Here is a 19923-nt window from a genome sequence, read left to right as displayed (position 1 = left end):
TCGACGGGGCGCGCAAGGCGCCCCGCGTTATAAGCGGGCGGCGTGATGCTGAACAAATACCCTCTGTGGAAATACGTACTGATCCTGGCGGTGCTGGCGATCGGTTTTATTTATTCCGCTCCCAATCTCTATCCTGATGACCCTGCGATCCAGATCTCTGGCGCCAGCACTTCGCTGCAGGTCAATCAGGCTGATCTGGACCGTGCGAGCAAAGCGCTCACTGACGCGGGCATTCAGGTTAAAGCGGCAACTTTGGCGGCTGGTTCGAAAGGCGGCTTGTTGCGCCTGACCAAGCAAGAAGACCAATTGCCGGCTAAAGATGTCGTGCGCAAGGCCATGGGTGACGACTACGTCGTTGCATTAAACCTGGCACAGACCACGCCACAATGGCTGCGCAGCATTGGCGCGCACCCGATGAAGCTGGGTCTGGACTTGTCCGGTGGTGTGCACTTCCTGCTGGAAGTCGATATGGACAAAGCCCTCGACGCCCGTCTGAAAGTCTACGAAGGCGACGTGAAGAGCCTGTTGCGTAAAGAGCGCCTGCGTTATCGCAGCCTGCCGCAGCTCAACGGTGCCATCCAGCTGGGCTTCTCTGACGAAGCTTCCCGCGAACAGGCCCGTGCGCTGATCCGCAAGAACTTCAACGATTTCGATATCGTACCGGCTGACCTCAATGGCCAGGCTGTACTGCGTCTGGCGATGAGCCCGGCCAAGATCGCGGAAATCCGTGAATACTCCATCAAGCAGAACTTGACCACGGTACGTAACCGCGTCAACGAGCTGGGTGTGGCCGAGCCGATCGTTCAGCGCCAGGGTGCCAACCGCATCGTGGTTGAGCTGCCGGGCGTACAGGACACCGCTGAAGCCAAGCGTATCCTGGGTAAAACCGCCAACCTGGAATTCCGCCTCGCGGCTGAGCCGGGTGCTACCCGCGCCACTTCCGAAGAGTTCGAGTTCCGCGAAGGTAACCGTCCTCCAGCGCTGATCGAGCGTGGCTTGATCATCACCGGTGACCAGGTGACTGACGCCAAGGCGGGTTTTGGCGAGCACGGTACCCCTGAAGTGAACATCCGCCTGGATGGCCACGGCGGCGAACTGATGAGCCGCGCCACGCGCAGCAACGTCGGTCGCAGCATGGCGGTGATCTTCATCGAGCAACGCCCGGTGACCACCTACACCAAGCAAATGGTCAACGGCGTCGAGAAAGACGTGCCGGTACAGACCTTCAAGGAAGAGAAGAAGATCATCAGCCTGGCGACCATCCAGTCGCCGCTGGGTGCTCAATTCCGCATCACCGGCCTGAACGGTCAGGGTGAGTCCTCGGAACTGGCCCTGTTGCTGCGTGCCGGTGGCCTGGCTGCGCCGATGTACTTCGCTGAAGAACGTACCATCGGCCCGAGCCTGGGTGCCGACAACATCACCAAGGGTGTCGACGCAGCCTTGTGGGGCATGCTGTTTGTGTCGCTGTTCATCATCGCCATCTACCGTTTCTTCGGCGTCATCGCCACTGTGGCCCTGGCGGGCAACATGGTGATGTTGCTGGCCTTGATGTCGCTGCTGGGCGCTACGCTGACCCTGCCAGGTATCGCCGGTATCGTACTCACCATGGGTATGGCGGTGGACGCCAACGTGCTGATCTTCTCGCGGATTCGTGAAGAGATCGCCAATGGCATGACCGTACAGCGTGCAATCAACGAAGGCTTCGGCCGGGCATTTACCGCGATTCTCGACTCCAACCTGACCACATTGCTGGTCGGCGGGATTCTCTTTGCCATGGGCACCGGCCCGGTCAAAGGTTTTGCGGTGACCATGTCCCTCGGTATCTTTACCTCGATGTTCACGGCCATCATGGTGACCCGCGCAATGGTCAACCTGATCTATGGCGGGCGTGACTTCAAGAAGTTGTGGATTTAAGGGGCTGCCATGTTACGTACAATCAACTTCATGGGCGTTCGCAACATTGCGTTCGGCGCCACTGTGCTCCTTACCGTTCTGGCGTTGTTCAGCTGGTTCCATAAGGGCCTGAACTACGGGCTGGACTTCACCGGCGGTACGCTCATTGAGCTGACCTACGAGAAGCCGGCCGACGTTACCGTGGTGCGCAACGAGCTGGTCAAGGCCGGCTATCACGAAGCCATCGTGCAGAACTTCGGGGCGACCACCGATCTGCTGGTGCGTATGCCGGGCGAAGACCCGCAACTGGGTCACCAGGTCGCCGAAGCCTTGCAGAAGGTCGGCGGCGACAACCCGGCATCGGTCAAGCGCGTCGAATTCGTCGGCCCACAAGTCGGTGAAGAACTGCGCGACCAGGGCGGCCTCGGCATGCTGATGGCGCTGGCGGGTATCATGATTTACCTGGCGTTCCGCTTTCAGTGGAAGTTCGGTGTCGGCGCCATTGTTTCGCTGATCCACGACGTGATCGTGACCGTTGGCATCCTGGCTTACTTCCAGATCACCTTCGACCTGACCGTTTTGGCGGCCGTGCTGGCGATCATTGGTTATTCGCTCAACGACACCATCGTGGTATTCGACCGGGTTCGTGAGAACTTCCGGGTACTGCGCAAAGCGACGCTGATTGAGAACATCAATATCTCCACCACGCAGACCCTGCTGCGGACCATGGCGACGTCAATCTCCACCTTACTGGCGATTGCGGCACTGATGATCTTTGGCGGCGACAACCTGTGGGGCTTCTCCCTGGCGCTGTTCATCGGCGTGCTGGCGGGTACCTACTCGTCGATCTACATTGCCAACGTGGTGCTGATCTGGCTGAACCTCAACAGCGAAGACTTGATCCCTCCTGCCGCTACCGGCAAGGAGGTTGACGACCGCCCTTGATGGGGTGTCGTTGACTTGCTGTTACAAAGAAGGCACGAGTATTGAACTCGTGCCTTTTTTTTGCTCCAAGGCTGGGTATAGCGCGGATCGTTCGGTCCGTTTGTGATGGTCAGGAGGTTCAACGTGAACAAGTCGTTACTGGTTGGTGCGGTATTGGGTGCTGTCGGTGTGACTGCCGGGGGTGCTGTCGCCACCTACAGCCTGGTAAAAAGCGGCCCTGAGTATGCGCAAGTGCTGGCGGTGCAGCCGGTGAAAACCCAGATCAAAACCCCGCGAGAGGTCTGCAAGGACGTCGCGGTAACCCGGCAGAAGCCGGTGCAGGATCAGCATCAGATCGTTGGTACCGTGGTCGGTGCGCTGGCCGGTGGCCTGCTGGGCAACCAGGTCGGTGGCGGCAATGGTAAGAAGCTGGCAACCGTAGCCGGTGCGGTCGGCGGTGGTTATGCCGGTAACAAGGTTCAGGAAGGCATGCAGAACCGCGATACCTACACCACTACCCAGACTCGCTGTAACACCGTCAACGATATCAGCGACAAGGTTGTCGGCTATGACGTGCGTTACACCTTGGATGGCAAGGAAGGCTCGGTGCGTATGGATCGTGATCCAGGCGGCCAGATTCCAGTCGACAAGGAAGGGCGCTTGGTGCTGGGCCAGAACCAGCAGTAATCCCAAGCCTGGTACAGATGCAAAAAATTGTGTGAGTTCAAAAATGTGGGAGGGGGCTTGCAGCCGATAGTGGTGGGTCAGTCAGCTTATTAGGTGCTGACCCACTGCAATCGGGGGGCAAGCCCCCTCCCACAATTGATTTGTGTTGTTGCTGGAGTTGCGGCAAACCTCAAATCCCAGGCATAAAAAAAGCACCCCTAAGGGTGCTTTTTTGTGCCTGCTCGCTTAGCGCTTCAGCGAAGCCGGCAGGTGCGGCTGGATCGCCGTCAGCACTGCCTTGAAGCATTTGGTGTTGCCGGCAACCACGTGGCCTTTCTCCAGGAAGTCATGACCACCGGTGAAGTCGCTCACCAGGCCGCCAGCTTCTTGAATGAGTAGTGCGCCTGCCGCCATGTCCCACTCGGACAGGCCCGACTCCCAGAATGCATCAAAACGACCAGCAGCCACATAAGCCAAGTCCAGGCTCGCTGCGCCAGCGCGACGGATACCAGCGGTCTGGCCAACCAGGGCGCGGAACATACCCAGGTAGTTTTCCAGGTTGTCCATCTGGTCGTCACGGAACGGGAAGCCGGTACCCAGCAGGGCGCCGTCGAGGCTGGTGCGACCGCTGACGCGCAGGCGACGACCGTTCAGTTGGGCGCCACGGCCACGGCTGGCGGTGAATTCTTCCTGGCGGACCGGGTCCAGCACAACAGCGTGTTCCAGGCGGCCACGGTATTTGCACGCGATGCTCACGGCAAAGTGCGGGATGCCGCGCAGGAAGTTCGTGGTGCCATCCAGTGGGTCGATGATCCACAGGTAGTCTTCGCCTTCGCCGCTACCTTTGTGCAGGCCGGTTTCTTCGCCGAGAATGCCGTGGGTAGGGTAGGCCTTGCGCAGGGCGTCGATGATTTTCTGTTCGGCGGCGCGATCCACCTCGGATACATAATCCTTGGCGTCTTTTTCGTCGACCTTGATGGTATCCAGGCGCTCGATGGAGCGGAAGATCAATTCACTGGCGCTGCGGGCGGCGCGCAGCGCGATATTCAGCATGGGCTGCATGGATAGGTCACCTAAGGTTGTTAAAGAAAGCCGAGCAGTTTAGCAGAAACTTTCTTCAGGTGAAGGACGACGTTAGCTTTCATGGCATAACCTTAGGCTGTTCTGTAAGATTTGCTCCCCTTTCCCGTGTCCGAGAGCGCCTCCCTTGCTGCAAAACATTCGTGTCGTCTTGGTCAATACCAGTCATCCCGGCAACATCGGTGGGGTGGCGCGAGCCATGAAAAACATGGGGCTGACGCGCCTGGTGCTGGTCGAGCCGCGCCTGTTTCCGCACCACGAAGCCGATGCTCGCGCGTCCGGCGCCAATGACCTCCTGGAAAAAGCTCAGGTCGTCGCCACTCTGGAAGACGCGCTGGTCGGCTGCAACCTGGTGCTTGGCACCAGCGCCCGCGACCGTCGCATCCCTTGGCCTCTGCTGGATCCGCGCGAGTGCGGCACCAAAGTGGTGGAAGAGGCCGCCGGCGGCGCGGAAATCGCCTTGGTATTCGGCCGTGAAGACTCCGGCCTGACCAATGAAGAGCTGCAGCGATGTCATTACCACGTGCACATTCCATCAGACCCTGAGTTCAGCTCGCTGAATCTCGGGGCAGCGGTGCAGGTGTTGACTTACGAAGTGCGCATGGCTTGGCTGGCCGCCGAAGGTCAGCCGAGTAAAGTGGAAAAGGATGAAGTTGCATCGACCAAAAGTGGCGAGTTGGCCACCATGGACGAGTTGGAGCGATTCTATGAGCACTTGGAGCAAACCCTCGTGGCCATCGAATTCCTCGATCCGGACAAGCCCCGGCACTTGATGGCGCGCCTGCGTCGCCTGTACGGGCGTAGCTCGGTGAGCCGAGCGGAAATGAATATATTGCGTGGCATCCTCACGGAAACCCAGAAAGCGGCCCGTGGCGAGCTTCTTAAGCGGAAGGATTAAAAATGTTCGAGCGTTTGCGAGAAGATATCCAGAGTGTTTTCCACCGTGACCCGGCGGCGCGCAACGCCTTTGAAGTGCTGACCTGCTACCCCGGCATGCACGCGATCTGGATTCACCGCCTGTCCGGCGCCTTGTGGGGCATGGGTTGGAAATGGCTGGCGCGGTTGGTGTCGAACTTTGGCCGCTGGTTGACCGGGATCGAGATTCATCCCGGCGCCAAAGTCGGGCGTCGCTTCTTCATCGACCATGGCATGGGGATCGTCATCGGCGAAACCGCTGAGATTGGCGATGACGTGACGCTGTACCAGGGCGTGACCCTCGGTGGCACCAGTTGGAACAAGGGCAAGCGCCACCCGACGCTGGGCGATGGCGTAGTGGTAGGGGCGGGCGCGAAGGTGCTCGGCCCGTTCACCGTCGGTGCCGGGGCCAAGGTGGGTTCCAATGCCGTGGTGACCAAGGCCGTGCCGCCTGGCGCTACCGTTGTCGGTATCCCTGGCCGAATCATCGTCAAGCCGGAAGCCGGTGATGAGCAAGAAGCCAAGCGCAAGGCCATGGCCGAGAAGATCGGTTTCGATGCCTATGGTGTCAGCGAAGACATGCCTGACCCGGTCGCGCGCGCCATTGGCCAGTTGCTCGACCACCTGCAAGCGGTGGACGGCAAGCTGGAGGGTATGTGCGGTGCGTTGAAAGACCTTGGCAGCCCTTACTGCGCCAAAGATCTGCCCGAATTGCGCGAAGAGGATTTTGCCGAGATCAAGGACGAAGCCGCCACCACCAAGGCCAGCTAAGGTCTAAAGACCGCTGCAAAACCCATGTGGGAGCGGGCTTGCTCGCGAATACGGAGTGTCAGTCACCAGGGATATCGACTGATTCACCGCTTTCGCGAGCAAGCCCGCTCCCACATTTGATGTCCTCTGGTCTCGCAATTTCCGTTCGACCTTGTTGCCGCTGTTCGTCCCCACCCCATCCTGCTATGATTCGCGCGCCCTTTTTACGGGTAATCCTGACTAAAGTACTAGGTCTTATAGTTGACTTAAATACTCGGGAATCGCATACTTGCTCCCATTCTGAAACACCTTGGTACTTGTCCATGAGACTGACTACAAAAGGCCGATACGCGGTGACCGCCATGCTTGACCTGGCTTTGCACGCGCAAACTGGGCCTGTGTCCCTGGCCGATATCTCCGAGCGCCAAGGCATTTCCCTGTCCTACCTCGAGCAGCTGTTCGCCAAGTTGCGCCGTAGCAATCTGGTTTCCAGTGTGCGTGGTCCAGGTGGCGGCTATCAACTGTCCCGCGACATGCAGGGCATCCAGGTGGCTCAGGTGATCGACGCGGTCAACGAATCCGTCGATGCGACCAAATGCCAGGGCCAGGGTGATTGCCACGCCGGCGACACCTGCCTGACGCACCACTTGTGGTGCGATCTGAGCCTGCAGATCCATGAGTTTTTGAGTGGTATCAGCTTGGCTGATCTTGTGACTCGCCGTGAGGTGCAAGAAGTAGCCCAGCGTCAGGACCAGCGCCGTTGCAACACCAAGGCGCCGCGTCTGGACAAGATTGAAGCGTCCGCCGTCGAGTGACAGCCGAAGAGCTAACGGCACGCCAGCCAGCCTGATTAGGAGAAAGTCCATGAAATTGCCGATTTACCTTGATTACTCAGCGACCACCCCGGTTGATCCGCGTGTCGCGCAAAAGATGAGCGAATGCCTGCTGGTTGACGGAAACTTCGGCAACCCTGCCTCCCGTTCCCACGTATTCGGCTGGAAAGCCGAGGAAGCGGTCGAGAACGCCCGTCGCCAGGTCGCCGACCTGGTTGGCGCAGACCCGCGTGAAATCGTCTGGACCTCCGGTGCCACCGAGTCCGACAACTTGGCAATCAAGGGCGCGGCGCATTTCTACGCGACCAAAGGCAAGCACCTGATCACCACCAAGATTGAGCACAAGGCTGTCCTCGACACCATGCGCCAACTGGAGCGTGAAGGTTTCGAGGTGACCTACCTCGAGCCAACCACCGACGGTATCGTCACCCCGGCCATGATCGAAGCCGCGCTGCGTGAAGACACCATCCTGGTTTCCGTGATCCACGTGAACAACGAAATCGGCACCATCAACGACATCGCGGCCATCGGCGAGCTGACCCGTTCCAAGGGCATCCTGCTGCACGTCGACGCTGCTCAGTCCACCGGCAAGGTCGATATCGACCTGTCGAAACTGAAAGTCGACCTGATGTCGTTTTCTGCCCACAAGACCTACGGTCCTAAAGGCATCGGCGCGCTGTACGTGAGCCGCAAGCCTCGCGTGCGCATTGAAGCGACCATGCACGGCGGCGGTCACGAGCGCGGCATGCGTTCGGGCACCCTGGCGACCCACCAGATCGTCGGCATGGGCGAAGCCTTCCGCGTAGCCAAGGAAGACATGGCTGCCGAAAACGTGCGCATCAAGGCACTCAGCGATCGCTTCTATAAGCAGGTCGAGAACCTTGAAGAGCTGTACATCAACGGCAGCATGACCGCCCGTGTACCGCACAACCTGAATTTGAGCTTCAACTATGTCGAAGGCGAGTCGCTGATCATGGCGCTCAAGGACCTGGCGGTTTCGTCCGGCTCGGCCTGCACCTCGGCCTCGCTTGAGCCTTCGTATGTTTTGCGCGCCCTGGGCCGCAACGACGAACTGGCACACAGCTCGATCCGCTTTACGTTCGGCCGCTTCACCACCGAAGAGCAAATCGACTACGCCGCGCAAAAAGTTTGCGAAGCTGTCAACAAGCTGCGCGTTCTGTCGCCGCTGTGGGACATGTACAAAGACGGTGTCGATATTTCCAAGATCGAGTGGGCGGCACACTAACTATAGAAGCCGCCACCCCAGCTCTGTAGCAACGTGGCGGAAAACGCAGGCGTTTCTACAGGGTTCCAGAGCGGCCCTGATGAGTGAGGATTCAGTACCATGGCTTACAGCGAAAAGGTCATCGACCACTACGAAAACCCGCGCAACGTCGGCAAGATGAACGCGGAAGACCCTGATGTCGGCACCGGCATGGTCGGCGCTCCGGCGTGCGGCGATGTGATGCGCCTGCAGATCAAGGTCAACGACGCTGGCGTTATCGAAGACGCCAAGTTCAAGACCTACGGCTGCGGTTCGGCCATCGCCTCCAGCTCCCTGGCGACAGAATGGATGAAAGGCAAGACCCTGGATGAGGCTGTCACTATCAGCAACACCCAGCTGGCCGAAGAACTGGCCCTGCCGCCAGTGAAAATCCACTGCTCGGTACTCGCTGAAGACGCCATCAAGGCGGCCGTTCGCGACTACAAGCAGAAGAAAGGCTTGATCTAAGCATTTGGCGACAGGTAAGGAGTCAACGATGGCTATCAGCATGACAGAAGCGGCTGCGCAGCACATTCGCCGCTCCCTGAATGGGCGCGGTAAAGGTGAGGGGATTCGTCTGGGTGTTCGCACCACGGGCTGTTCCGGCCTTGCCTACGTGCTGGAGTTTGTCGACGAGGTGGTTGCGGAAGACCAGGTGTTCGAAAGTCACGGCGAGAAAGTGATCATCGACCCTAAAAGCCTGACCTACCTGGACGGCACCGAACTCGATTTCGTCAAGGAAGGGTTGAACGAAGGCTTCAAGTTCAACAACCCCAACGTACGCGGTGAATGTGGCTGCGGCGAAAGCTTCAACATCTGAGGCTATTCGTGGGCACTCCTTGTCATTTCGCTTTATTCGAGCTGCAGCCGAGCTTTCGGCTGGACCTCGAGCAGCTTGCCACGCGCTACCGAGAACTGGCGCGTGGAGTGCATCCGGACCGCTTCGCTGACGCTTCCGAGCGTGAGCAACGCCTGGCGCTGGAGCAATCGGCCAGCCTCAACGAAGCCTATCAGACGCTGAAAAACCCACCCAAGCGTGCGCGTTACCTGCTCGCGATGAACGGTGGCGAGTTGCCGCTTGAAGTCACGGTGCACGACCCCGACTTCCTGATGCAGCAGATGCAGTGGCGCGAAGAACTCGAAGACTTGCAGGACGAAGCCGATGTGGCGGGTGTCGCAGTCTTCAAACGTCGTCTGAAAGCGGCCCAGGATGAGCTCAACGAAAGCTTCGCAGCTTGTTGGAATGATGCAGCGCAACGCGAACAGGCCGAACGCCTGATGCGGCGCATGCAGTTCCTCGACAAGCTCTCCTACGAAGTGCGCCAGCTAGAAGAGCGCCTCGACGATTAACCCAGTGCTGCCCGTGATGCACGCCTGATAGACAGATAAGACCTGATTACCATGGCCCTACTGCAAATCGCCGAACCCGGCCAAAGCCCCCAACCGCACCAGCGTCGCCTGGCGGTCGGTATTGACCTGGGCACTACCAATTCTCTGGTTGCTGCCTTGCGCAGCGGCCTGTCCGAACCGCTGCCCGACGCCGATGGCCAGGTGATCCTGCCGTCTGCCGTGCGTTACCACGCTGATCGCACCGAAGTCGGTGAGTCGGCCAGATTGGCAGCGTCTACCGATCCTTTGAACACTGTGCTGTCGGTCAAGCGCTTGATGGGTCGTGGGCTGTCCGACGTCAAGCAACTGGGCGACCAACTGCCGTACCGCTTTATCGGCGGCGAATCCCATATGCCGTTTATCGATACCGTCCAGGGCCCGAAAAGCCCGGTGGAAGTGTCGGCCGATATTCTCAAGGTGCTGCGCCAGCGTGCAGAAACCACCTTGGGCGGCGAACTGGTAGGGGCTGTGATCACCGTGCCGGCGTATTTCGATGACGCCCAGCGCCAGGCGACCAAGGACGCGGCGAAACTCGCCGGCCTGAACGTGTTGCGCCTGCTCAACGAGCCGACCGCAGCCGCTGTGGCTTACGGTTTGGACCAGCATGCCGAAGGCCTGGTCGCGATTTACGATCTGGGCGGCGGTACCTTTGATATTTCGATCCTGCGCCTGACCGGCGGTGTTTTTGAAGTGCTGGCCACCGGTGGTGACACCGCCTTGGGTGGCGATGACTTCGATCACGCCATCGCGGGCTGGATCATCAGCAGTGCCGGCTTGTCTGCCGACCTCGACCCGGGCGAACAGCGCAACCTGTTGCAAACTGCCTGTGCCGCCAAGGAAGCGCTGACGGAGGCTGTATCCGTTGAAGTGTCCTACGGCACTTGGTCGGCCCAGCTGACGCGCGAAGCCTTCGATTCGTTGATCGAGCCGATGGTCGCTCGTAGCCTCAAGGCCTGCCGCCGCGCTGTGCGTGATTCCGGTGTCGAGCTGGAAGATGTCGGTGCCGTGGTCATGGTTGGCGGTTCTACCCGCGTGCCACGTGTTCGCGACGCTGTCGCCGAGGCCTTTGGTCGCCAACCGCTGACCGAAATCGATCCGGATCAAGTGGTCGCCATTGGCGCTGCAATCCAGGCCGATACCCTGGCCGGCAACAAACGTGATGGTGGCGAACTGCTTCTGCTTGACGTGATTCCACTGTCCCTGGGGCTGGAAACCATGGGCGGCCTGATGGAGAAGGTGATCCCACGCAACACCACCATCCCCGTCGCCCGCGCCCAAGACTTCACTACTTACAAAGATGGCCAGACGGCCATGATGATTCATGTGCTGCAAGGCGAACGCGAGCTGATCAGCGATTGCCGCTCCCTGGCGCGCTTTGAGTTGCGCGGCATTCCGGCGATGGTGGCCGGTGCCGCGAAGATCCGCGTGACCTACCAGGTCGACGCCGATGGCCTGCTCAGTGTCGCTGCGCGCGAATTGGCTTCGGGCGTTGAAGCCAGCATCCAGGTCAAGCCGTCCTACGGCCTCACCGACGGCGAAATCGCCAAGATGCTCAAGGATTCGTTCCAATACGCCGGTGACGACAAGGTCGCCCGCGTACTGCGTGAGCAGCAAGTCGATGCCCAGCGCCTGCTCGAAGCCGTGCAGGGTGCCCTGGATGCGGACGGCGAGCGCCTGCTGGACGCCGAAGAGCGCATGGTTATCGACCTGCAGATGCAGGAGCTGGCCGAACTGATGAAAGGCACCGATGGCTACGCCATCGAGCAACAGACCAAGCGTCTGTCGCAAGTGACCGATGCCTTTGCCGCCCGCCGTATGGACCAGTCGGTAAAAGCCGCCCTGGCGGGGCGCAACCTGAATGAACTCGAGGAATAATTAATGCCGCAGGTCATTTTTCTGCCACACGCCGAGCATTGCCCGGACGGTATGGTCGTGGAGGCTGAGACCGGCAAGTCCATCCTCGAAGTTGCCCATGACAACCACATCGAAATCGAAAGCGCCTGCGGCGGTGTGTGCGCCTGCACCACTTGTCATTGCGTCATTCGCGAGGGCTTCAACAGCCTTGAAGAGGCTGATGAGCTGGAAGAGGACTTTCTTGATCGTGCGTGGGGCCTGGAAGCGACTTCGCGTCTAAGCTGTCAGGCAAAGGTCGGGACGGAAGACATCACCGTCGAAATTCCGAAGTATTCCCTCAACCATGCAGCCGAAGCGCCGCATTGATTCAAGGAAATGTCATGAGCCTGAAATGGGTTGATGTACAAGAAATCGCTATACAACTTGCTGAAGCTCATCCTGAGGTCAATCCTCTTACGGTCAACTTCGTCAAGCTGCGCAATCTGGTAATGGCGCTGCCGGACTTCGACGACATCCCTGACCGGGGTGGCGAAAAGGTCCTGGAGGCGATTCAAGGCCTGTGGATCGAAGAAGCAGACTGAGCCGCCTTTTTACGCAGTTAGGCAATACCCAATAACCCGCGTATAATTCGCGGGTTTAATTTTTCGTAAATTACCGTTTCTGGAGTTACACCATGGCTGTTCAACGTACTTTCTCCATCATCAAGCCTGACGCTGTTGCAAAAAACGTCATCGGCGAGATCACCACTCGTTTCGAAAAAGCCGGCCTGAAGGTTGTAGCTTCGAAACTCAAGCAACTGTCCAAAGCTGAAGCTGAAGGCTTCTACGCTGAGCACAGCGCTCGTGGCTTCTTCGGCGACCTGGTTGCCTTCATGATCTCCGGTCCTGTTGTTGTTCAGGTTCTGGAAGGCGAAAACGCTATCGCTCTGAACCGCGAGCTGATGGGCGCTACCAACCCTAAAGAAGCTGCTGCCGGCACCATCCGCGCTGACTTCGCTGAATCCATCGACGCCAACGCTGTACACGGTTCGGACTCCGAAGCCGCTGCTGCCCGCGAAATCTCGTACTTTTTCGCTGCTACTGAAGTAACCGCTCGCTAAGCATTGGCTTAAAGAGTGAGGGTGAATCCATGACGACATCGACTGTTAAAACCAACCTGCTGGGTCTGACTCAGCCGGAAATGGAGAAATTCTTCGACTCAATCGGGGAGAAGCGCTTCCGTGCCGGTCAGGTAATGAAATGGATTCACCACTTTGGCGTCGACGATTTCGACGCCATGACGAACGTCAGCAAGGCCCTGCGCGACAAGCTCAAAGCCATCGCTGAGGTCCGTGGTCCCGAGGTTGTCAGCGAGGACATCTCCACCGACGGCACCCGTAAATGGGTGGTGCGTGTGGCGTCCGGCAGTTGCGTCGAGACCGTGTACATTCCCCAGGGCAAACGTGGCACTTTGTGCGTTTCGTCCCAGGCAGGCTGTGCCCTGGACTGCAGTTTCTGCTCCACCGGCAAGCAAGGCTTCAATAGCAACCTCACCGCCGCCGAAGTCATCGGCCAGGTGTGGATTGCCAACAAATCCTTTGGCAGCGTCCCGGCGACCGTCGACCGTGCCATCACCAACGTGGTGATGATGGGCATGGGTGAGCCGCTGCTGAACTTCGACAACGTGATCGCGGCCATGCACCTGATGATGGACGACCTGGGCTACGGCATCTCCAAGCGCCGTGTGACCCTGTCGACCTCCGGCGTGGTGCCGATGATCGATGAGTTGGCCAAGCACATCGACGTCTCCCTGGCGTTGTCGCTGCACGCACCGAATGACGCATTGCGTAACCAATTGGTGCCAATCAACAAGAAGTATCCGCTTAAGATGCTGCTCGAATCTTGCCAGCGCTACATGGCAACTTTGGGCGAGAAGCGCGTGTTGACTATTGAGTACACCATGCTCAAGGACATCAACGACAAGGTTGAACACGCGGTCGAGATGATCGAACTGCTCAAGAACACCCCGTGCAAGATCAACCTGATTCCGTTTAACCCGTTTCCCCATTCTGGCTACGAGCGGCCGAGCAACAACGCCATCCGCCGTTTCCAGGATCAACTGCACCAGGCCGGTTACAACGTCACCGTGCGCACCACCCGTGGTGAAGACATCGACGCCGCCTGTGGCCAATTGGTAGGGCAGGTGATGGACCGCACCCGCCGCAGCGAACGTTATATCGCCGGACGCGAACTGAACGCCGCCGACGATTTGCCGCTGATTGCTGTGAATCGAATCTGAGAGAGGATCTCTATGCCCTTGCGCCTTGCGCTGCTTTTGCTGGTTACCGGTCTCGCGGCCGGTTGTGTTTCATCGGGTTATGACAGCCCTATGCACACGGGTAAAGGCCGTGATGAGGCGCGAGTTGCCTATGTGCAATTGGGCTTGGGTTACCTGCAGCAAGGCATGAGCGAGCAGGCCAAGGTGCCGTTGAAGAAGGCCCTTGAGCTGGACAGCGACGATGCTGACGCCAATGGCGCGCTGGCACTGGTGTTCCAGGCCCAGGCCGAGCCTGAACTGGCTGAGCAGTATTTCCTCAAGGCACTCGCCTCAAAACCTGCAGGCCCGCGGCTGCTGAACAATTACGGCAGCTTTCTGTTTGCGCAGAAACGTTATGACCAGGCCGCTCGTTATTTTCAGCAAGCCAGCGCCGATACCCTTTATCCTGAGCGTTCGCGGGTGTTCGAGAACCTCGGGGTGACCTCCATGCGTCTCGGTCAACGCGACAGCGCCCGCCAACAACTGGAAAAAGCCCTGCATTTGAACGGTCGCCAGCCTCGGGCATTGCTCGAAATGGCTGAGTTGTCCTACGAAGACAGGCATTATGTGCCGGCACGTGACTATTACGAGCGTTTTAGCCTGCTCAGCGGGCAAAATGCACGTAGTCTATTGCTCGGTGTGCGCCTGGCGACGGTTCATGAAGAACGCGACACAGCCGCACGTTTTGGCCAGCAACTCGAACGACTCTATCCCGGTACGCCGGAATATCAGCAATACCTGTCGGAGCAATGATGAAAGCGGCGCACCCGGAAGTTGTAGCAGCTAATCGCGTAAACCCAGGCGACACCTTGCGTCAGGCCCGCGAAAGCAATGGTTGGTCGCTGGCGGAAGTGGCCCTCAAGCTCAATTTGACCACCACGTCCCTTGGCAACCTGGAAGCCGGCGCGTTCGATAAGCTGCCTGGGCATACCTTTGCCCGTGGCTATATCCGTGCCTATGCCAAATTGCTGGGTATTGACCAGGCCATATTGGTCCAGCAATTCGATCAATTCACCGGTACCGACTCCCAAGGCAGCAATGTGCATGGCTTGGGTCGAATCGAAGAGCCAGTGCGGGTTTCCCACACTATTTTGCGAATTGTCAGCCTGTTGTTGCTGGTTGCTGTCATTGGCGGCGGTTTCGTCTGGTGGCAAGACCAGGCCTCCCAGCGCACCAAGGACATGACCAGCAACGCCATGGAGCACGTCGAAGTCGAAAGCGCCGACGGCACCACTCAGATTCATCCGCTGGACGAGCCGGAAGACCAGGCCGTTGTCGAAGGCCAGGCCGCGCCTGAAGCGCCAACTGCCACTGAGCAGCCAGCACCGGAAACCGCGCCTGACGCGACCGCTGCCCTACCGACTCCCGCGACACCGGCTGCACCGGCTCACACGCCGACCGCCCCTGTTGCCCAGGCCCATACCCCGGCCGCTCCTGCGCAGGCGCCAGCGACTCCAGCTCCAGCCGCTACGATTTCGCCGCCCACCACCCCAGCGTTGATCGCCGGTGATGGCCGCGTACAGATCACCTTTGTCGCTGACTGCTGGACGCAACTCACCGATGGTAATGGCAAAGTGCTGTTCAGCGGTCTGAAGCGTAAGGGAGATACGCTTGATCAGGGCGGCAAGTCTCCTTTGACGCTGCGTCTGGGCTTTGCCCGCGGCGCGCAAGTGGCCTATAACGGCCAGCCTGTAGACGTGGCGCCGTTCACCAGTGGCGAGACAGCTCGCCTGAAGTTGGGACAATAGTCATGCACGGCGAATCTCCAATCAAACGTCGCGTATCGCGCAAGATCTGGGTCGGCTCGGTGCCGGTGGGTGGCGATGCCCCCATCGCGGTACAAAGCATGACCAACAGCGACACCAATGACGTGGCCGCCACCGTTGCCCAGATTAACCGCCTGGAAGCCGCTGGCGTGGACATTGTGCGGGTGTCCGTGCCGGACATGGACGCTGCCGAAGCTTTCGGTCGCATCAAGCAACTGGTCAAGGTGCCGTTGGTTGCCGACATTCACTTCGACTACAAGATCGCATTGCGCGTAGCCGAGTTGGGTGTGGATTGCCTGCGTATCAACCCGGGCAACATCGGTCGTGAAGACCGTGTTCGCGCTGTGGTTGATGCTGCTCGTGACCGTGGCATTCCGATCCGCATCGGCGTCAACGCCGGTTCCCTGGAAAAAGACCTGCAAAAGAAATACGGCGAGCCCACCCCGGCAGCGCTGGTTGAATCGGCACTGCGCCACGTCGAACACCTTGAACGCCTGAATTTCCAGGACTTCAAGGTCAGCGTAAAGGCCTCCGACGTGTTCATGGCGGTCGAAGCCTACCGCTTGCTGGCTAAGGAAATCGTACAGCCACTGCACTTGGGTATCACTGAAGCGGGCGGTTTACGTTCAGGCACAGTGAAATCTGCGGTGGGTCTCGGTATGCTGCTCGCCGAAGGGATTGGCGATACTATCCGCATCTCCCTGGCGGCAGACCCCGTAGAGGAAGTGAAAGTCGGTTACGACATTCTCAAATCCCTGCGTTTGCGTTCCCGTGGCATCAATTTCATTGCCTGCCCGAGCTGCTCGCGGCAGAACTTCGACGTGGTGAAAACCATGAACGATCTGGAATTGCGCCTCGAAGACCTGCTGGTGCCGCTGGATGTTGCAGTGATCGGTTGCGTGGTGAACGGGCCAGGCGAAGCCAAGGAAGCCCATGTGGGCCTGACTGGCGGTACCCCGAACCTGATCTACATCGACGGCAAGCCGGCGCAGAAGTTAACGAATGACAATCTGGTGGATGAGCTCGAAAGGCTGATCCGCCAGAAAGCGGCCGAAAAGGTTGCAGCTGACGCAGCGCTGATAGCGCGCGGCTGATTGAACGAATTTAAGGATTTGATGTGAGCAAGTCTCTGCAAGCCATTCGTGGCATGAACGACATCCTGCCGGAGCAGACGCCGCTGTGGCGCTACTTCGAAAGCACTGTCGCGCGCCTGCTGGATAACTACGGTTACAAGCAGATCCGCATGCCGATCGTCGAGTTCACCGAGCTGTTCAAGCGCTCCATCGGTGAAGTGACTGACATCGTCGAAAAAGAGATGTACACCTTCGAAGACCGCAACGGTGACTCCCTGACCTTGCGTCCGGAAGGTACTGCCGCGTGCGTGCGCGCCGTGCTTGAGCATGGTCTCACCGGTGCTGGCCAGCCGCAGAAGTTGTGGTACATCGGCCCGATGTTCCGCCACGAGCGTCCGCAAAAAGGCCGTTATCGCCAGTTCCACCAGATCGGCCTGGAAGTGTTCAACATCGATGGCCCAGACATTGATGCCGAGCTGATCGTATTGACCTGGCGCCTGTGGGGCCTGCTGGGCATCCGCGACGCGGTCAAGCTTGAGCTCAACAGCCTGGGCACCAGCGAATCCCGCGGCCGCTACAAGGTGGCCCTGGTCGAGTACCTGTCAGCCCACCTGGACAAGTTGGACGAAGACAGCCAGCGCCGTCTGAAGACCAACCCGCTGCGCGTACTGGACACCAAGAACGCCGATACCCAGGCCGTATTGATCAATGCGCCGAAAATGGCCGATTACCTGGACGACGAATCCCGTATCCACTTCGAGGGCCTCAAGGCTCGCCTGGATGCGGCCGGTATTCCGTTCGTGATCAACACCAAGCTGGTGCGCGGCCTCGACTACTACAGCAAGACTGTGTTCGAGTGGGTCACCGACAAGCTCGGCGCCCAGGGCACCGTGTGTGCCGGTGGCCGCTACGACGGCCTGGTCGAGCAGATGGGCGGCAAGCCGACCACGGGTGTGGGCTTCGCCATGGGCATCGAGCGGCTGATCCTGCTGCTGGAAACCCTGGAGCAAGTCCCTGAAGAAATTTCCCGTCAGGTGGACGTGTACCTCTGCGCCTTTGGCGAGGCTGCCGAACTGGCGGCCCTGGCCCTGAGCGAAAAAGTGCGCGACCAACTGCCGAACCTGCGCCTGCAGGTCAATGCCGGCGCTGGTAGCTTCAAGAGCCAGTTCAAAAAGGCCGACAAGAGCGGTGCGCTGTATGCACTGATCCTCGGCGATGACGAATTGGCCCAGCAAGTGATAGGTTTTAAACCCCTGCGTGGCCAGGGCGAGCAACAGAACATTGCCTTTGATGCGCTCGCTGCGCACTTGGCCACCTGCGTCGTGCAGGGTTGAAGCTGTCGAACAGCCGAATTTAGCGATTAAGGAGTATTGGGGTGTCGAGTTCTGATGATGATCAACTGGCCGAGTTCAAGGACTGGTGGCAGCGTAATGGCAAGCCCCTGGTTACTGGCGGTCTGCTGGCTTTAGTAGTGGTGTTCGGCTGGCAAGCCTGGACCAAATATCAGGCCAACCAGTCCCAAGGCGCCTCGATCCTCTATCAGCAATTGCTGGAAACCACGCTGACGCCAGATGGCAAGCCGGACCCCGCGCAGGTCGCTGACCTGGCCGGCAAGCTGAAGAACGAATTCGGCGGTAGCACCTACGCCCAATACGGCAGCCTGTTCGTCGCGAAAGTTGCGGTCGACACCGGCAAGCTGGACGACGCCGCCGCAGAACTGAAGGCTGTCGCCGACAAGCCGACCAACCCGACCCTGGGTGAAATCGCACGTCAGCGCCTGGCTCAGGTACTCGCGGCACAGAATAAGGCTGACGAAGCACTCAAACTGCTCGACGGCGATGCTGACAAGGCATTTGTAGCCACTCGCGAAGAGCTCAAGGGCGACCTGTTGGTCCAATTGGGTCGTACCGACGAAGCCAATGCTGCGTACAAAAAAGCCAAGGCGGCGCTGTCTGATGAAGCGGCGGTCGGTGGCTTACAAATCAAGCTGGACGACTTGGCCAAAGGGGATGCGTGACGTGATCCGTTGGAAACATGCAGCATTGCTGGCTCTGGCCGTTCTGGCCGCGGGTTGCAGCAGCAACAGTAAAAAAGAACTGCCTCCTGCCGAGCTGACCAGCTTCAAGGAAGAAGTGGTCCTGCAAAAGCAGTGGAGCCGCTCCATTGGTGACGGTCAGGGCGACACCTACAACATGTTGGTACCGGCAATCGACGGTGACAACATTGTGGCCGCTGACGTGACTGGCGTTGTGACCTCCATGGACCGCATGAACGGCGACGTGAAGTGGTCCAAGGATCTCGAATTGCCTGTCTCCGGCGCCGTAGGCGTGGGTTATGGCATGGTGATGCTCGGCACGCTCAAGGGCGAAGTCGTGGCGCTGGATTCCAGCACCGGTGAAGAGAAATGGCGCGCTCGCGTGACCAGTGAAGTACTCGCACCGCCTGCTACCAACGGCGATATCGTCGTGGTACAGACGCAGGACGACCGCGTCATCGGCCTCGACGCCAGCACTGGCGAACAGCGTTGGTTGTACGACAGCACCCCTGCGGTACTGACGTTGCGTGGTACCAGTGGTCCGATTGTGACCAACAATCTGGCCGTTGCGGGCCTGTCGACCGGTAAAGTGGTCGCCCTGAACACTCAGAACGGCGTGCCGGCCTGGGAAACCCGTGTGGCCATTCCGCAAGGTCGTTCCGAGCTGGACCGCGTAGTGGACATCGACGGCGGCTTGCTGTTGTCCGGTGAAACCCTCTATGTCGCCACTTACCAGGGCCGCGTTGCCGCACTGGACCTGCAGAGCGGCCGCGTTAACTGGCAGCGTGATGCTTCCAGCTACGCAGGTGTCGCCCAAGGGTTTGGCAGCGTCTACGTAAGCCTTGCGTCCGGCACCGTTGAAAGTGTCGACGAGCGTTCCACCACTGCACTGTGGAGCAACGACTCCCTGGCTCGCCGCCAACTGTCGGCACCGGAAGTGTTCTCCAGCTACGTCGCGGTCGGTGACTTCGAAGGCTACCTGCACCTGCTGAGCCAGGTAGACGGTCGCTTCGTAGGTCGCGAGCGTATCGACAGCGACGGCCTGCGTGCGCGTCCGCTGGTGGTGGGTAACATGCTTTATGTGTATGGCAACAGCGGCAAGCTGGAAGCCCTGACCATCAAGTAAGAACTATGCTTGGGGTAACACCCAGGCGGCCTCGCTTCGGCGAGGCATGCGGCATCTGAT

22 protein-coding genes are annotated in these 19923 nt (G+C 59.3%); 21 read left to right on the top strand and 1 reads right to left on the bottom strand.

Annotation, left to right across the window (positions count from 1 at the left end):
- Positions 1-45: 45 nt before the first annotated feature.
- The 3 genes from secD (at position 46) to AB4O35_RS00705 (ending at position 3504) form a co-directional block, all read left to right on the top strand.
- Positions 46-1914 (top strand): protein translocase subunit SecD, encoded by a 1869-nt coding sequence (gene secD / locus AB4O35_RS00715; protein WP_065880750.1) that lies wholly within the window; start codon positions 46-48, stop codon positions 1912-1914.
- 9 nt (positions 1915-1923) lie between these two features.
- Positions 1924-2838 (top strand): protein translocase subunit SecF, encoded by a 915-nt coding sequence (gene secF, locus AB4O35_RS00710; protein ID WP_065874519.1) that lies wholly within the window; start codon positions 1924-1926, stop codon positions 2836-2838.
- 123 nt (positions 2839-2961) lie between these two features.
- Positions 2962-3504 carry a glycine zipper 2TM domain-containing protein gene (locus tag AB4O35_RS00705; RefSeq protein ID WP_015885750.1) on the top strand — a complete coding sequence of 181 codons (543 nt, stop codon included), beginning with the start codon at positions 2962-2964 and terminating at the stop codon, positions 3502-3504.
- 225 nt (positions 3505-3729) lie between these two features.
- Here the strand turns inward: AB4O35_RS00705 and suhB are convergent, their stop codons facing one another.
- Entirely contained in the window at positions 3730-4545 is an 816-nt protein-coding gene (gene suhB, locus AB4O35_RS00700) for a type III secretion system regulator SuhB (RefSeq protein ID WP_003175971.1), read from the bottom strand.
- A gap of 145 nt (positions 4546-4690) precedes the next feature.
- Here suhB and trmJ point away from each other — a divergent pair, with 145 nt between their 5' ends.
- The 18 genes from trmJ to bamB all read left to right on the top strand — a co-directional run bounded on the left by trmJ (position 4691) and on the right by bamB (position 19863).
- Positions 4691-5461 (top strand): tRNA (cytosine(32)/uridine(32)-2'-O)-methyltransferase TrmJ, encoded by a 771-nt coding sequence (trmJ, locus tag AB4O35_RS00695; protein WP_065874520.1) that lies wholly within the window; start codon positions 4691-4693, stop codon positions 5459-5461.
- A gap of 2 nt (positions 5462-5463) precedes the next feature.
- On the top strand, positions 5464-6249 hold the full coding sequence (cysE, locus tag AB4O35_RS00690; RefSeq protein ID WP_065874521.1) for a serine O-acetyltransferase: 786 nt from the start codon (positions 5464-5466) through the stop codon (positions 6247-6249).
- A 302-nt stretch (positions 6250-6551) separates the two neighbouring features.
- Positions 6552-7043 (top strand): Fe-S cluster assembly transcriptional regulator IscR, encoded by a 492-nt coding sequence (gene iscR, locus AB4O35_RS00685; RefSeq protein ID WP_065874522.1) that lies wholly within the window; start codon positions 6552-6554, stop codon positions 7041-7043.
- Positions 7044-7092: 49 nt separating this feature from the next.
- Positions 7093-8307, top strand: coding sequence for an IscS subfamily cysteine desulfurase (locus tag AB4O35_RS00680; RefSeq protein ID WP_065874523.1), 1215 nt, complete (start codon positions 7093-7095; stop codon positions 8305-8307).
- Positions 8308-8406: 99 nt separating this feature from the next.
- Positions 8407-8793, top strand: a complete 387-nt coding sequence (iscU, locus tag AB4O35_RS00675; protein WP_003175965.1) for a Fe-S cluster assembly scaffold IscU — start codon at positions 8407-8409, stop codon at positions 8791-8793.
- A 28-nt stretch (positions 8794-8821) separates the two neighbouring features.
- On the top strand, positions 8822-9145 hold the full coding sequence (gene iscA / locus AB4O35_RS00670) for an iron-sulfur cluster assembly protein IscA (RefSeq protein WP_003175963.1): 324 nt from the start codon (positions 8822-8824) through the stop codon (positions 9143-9145).
- Between the two features lie 8 nt (positions 9146-9153).
- On the top strand, positions 9154-9675 hold the full coding sequence (hscB, locus tag AB4O35_RS00665; RefSeq protein WP_065889996.1) for a co-chaperone HscB: 522 nt from the start codon (positions 9154-9156) through the stop codon (positions 9673-9675).
- A 51-nt stretch (positions 9676-9726) separates the two neighbouring features.
- A complete protein-coding gene (gene hscA / locus AB4O35_RS00660) occupies positions 9727-11589 on the top strand; it encodes a Fe-S protein assembly chaperone HscA (protein ID WP_065889994.1) in 1863 nt (620 codons plus the stop codon).
- A gap of 3 nt (positions 11590-11592) precedes the next feature.
- Positions 11593-11934 carry an ISC system 2Fe-2S type ferredoxin gene (fdx, locus tag AB4O35_RS00655; protein ID WP_015885743.1) on the top strand — a complete coding sequence of 114 codons (342 nt, stop codon included), beginning with the start codon at positions 11593-11595 and terminating at the stop codon, positions 11932-11934.
- A gap of 14 nt (positions 11935-11948) precedes the next feature.
- Positions 11949-12149 carry a Fe-S cluster assembly protein IscX gene (iscX, locus tag AB4O35_RS00650; RefSeq protein WP_032879605.1) on the top strand — a complete coding sequence of 67 codons (201 nt, stop codon included), beginning with the start codon at positions 11949-11951 and terminating at the stop codon, positions 12147-12149.
- A gap of 92 nt (positions 12150-12241) precedes the next feature.
- Positions 12242-12667: a nucleoside-diphosphate kinase gene (gene ndk, locus AB4O35_RS00645; RefSeq protein WP_003175956.1), complete on the top strand. Its 426-nt coding sequence runs from the start codon at positions 12242-12244 to the stop codon at positions 12665-12667.
- Positions 12668-12696: 29 nt separating this feature from the next.
- Positions 12697-13845: a dual-specificity RNA methyltransferase RlmN gene (gene rlmN, locus AB4O35_RS00640; protein ID WP_049711635.1), complete on the top strand. Its 1149-nt coding sequence runs from the start codon at positions 12697-12699 to the stop codon at positions 13843-13845.
- A 12-nt stretch (positions 13846-13857) separates the two neighbouring features.
- Positions 13858-14616, top strand: coding sequence for a type IV pilus biogenesis/stability protein PilW (gene pilW, locus AB4O35_RS00635; protein WP_065874527.1), 759 nt, complete (start codon positions 13858-13860; stop codon positions 14614-14616).
- The gene (locus AB4O35_RS00630) at positions 14616-15611 is read left to right on the top strand and encodes a RodZ domain-containing protein (protein WP_065889992.1); all 996 of its coding nucleotides are present in this window, start codon (positions 14616-14618) and stop codon (positions 15609-15611) included. The genes pilW and AB4O35_RS00630 overlap by 1 nt, the downstream gene beginning before the upstream one ends.
- Before the next feature lie 2 nt (positions 15612-15613).
- Positions 15614-16723 carry a flavodoxin-dependent (E)-4-hydroxy-3-methylbut-2-enyl-diphosphate synthase gene (gene ispG / locus AB4O35_RS00625; protein WP_017736818.1) on the top strand — a complete coding sequence of 370 codons (1110 nt, stop codon included), beginning with the start codon at positions 15614-15616 and terminating at the stop codon, positions 16721-16723.
- A 23-nt stretch (positions 16724-16746) separates the two neighbouring features.
- Positions 16747-18036: a histidine--tRNA ligase gene (gene hisS, locus AB4O35_RS00620; RefSeq protein ID WP_065889990.1), complete on the top strand. Its 1290-nt coding sequence runs from the start codon at positions 16747-16749 to the stop codon at positions 18034-18036.
- Positions 18037-18077: 41 nt separating this feature from the next.
- Positions 18078-18719, top strand: a complete 642-nt coding sequence (locus AB4O35_RS00615) for a YfgM family protein (RefSeq protein ID WP_065874529.1) — start codon at positions 18078-18080, stop codon at positions 18717-18719.
- Positions 18712-19863 (top strand): outer membrane protein assembly factor BamB, encoded by a 1152-nt coding sequence (gene bamB, locus AB4O35_RS00610; protein WP_049711640.1) that lies wholly within the window; start codon positions 18712-18714, stop codon positions 19861-19863. The genes AB4O35_RS00615 and bamB overlap by 8 nt, the downstream gene beginning before the upstream one ends.
- Positions 19864-19923 lie beyond the last annotated feature (60 nt).

Source organism: Pseudomonas sp. H1_A03 (assembly GCF_054685145.1).
The sequence above is the reverse complement of the archived record's forward strand: the minus strand, read 5'-3'. Positions and strand labels throughout refer to the sequence as shown.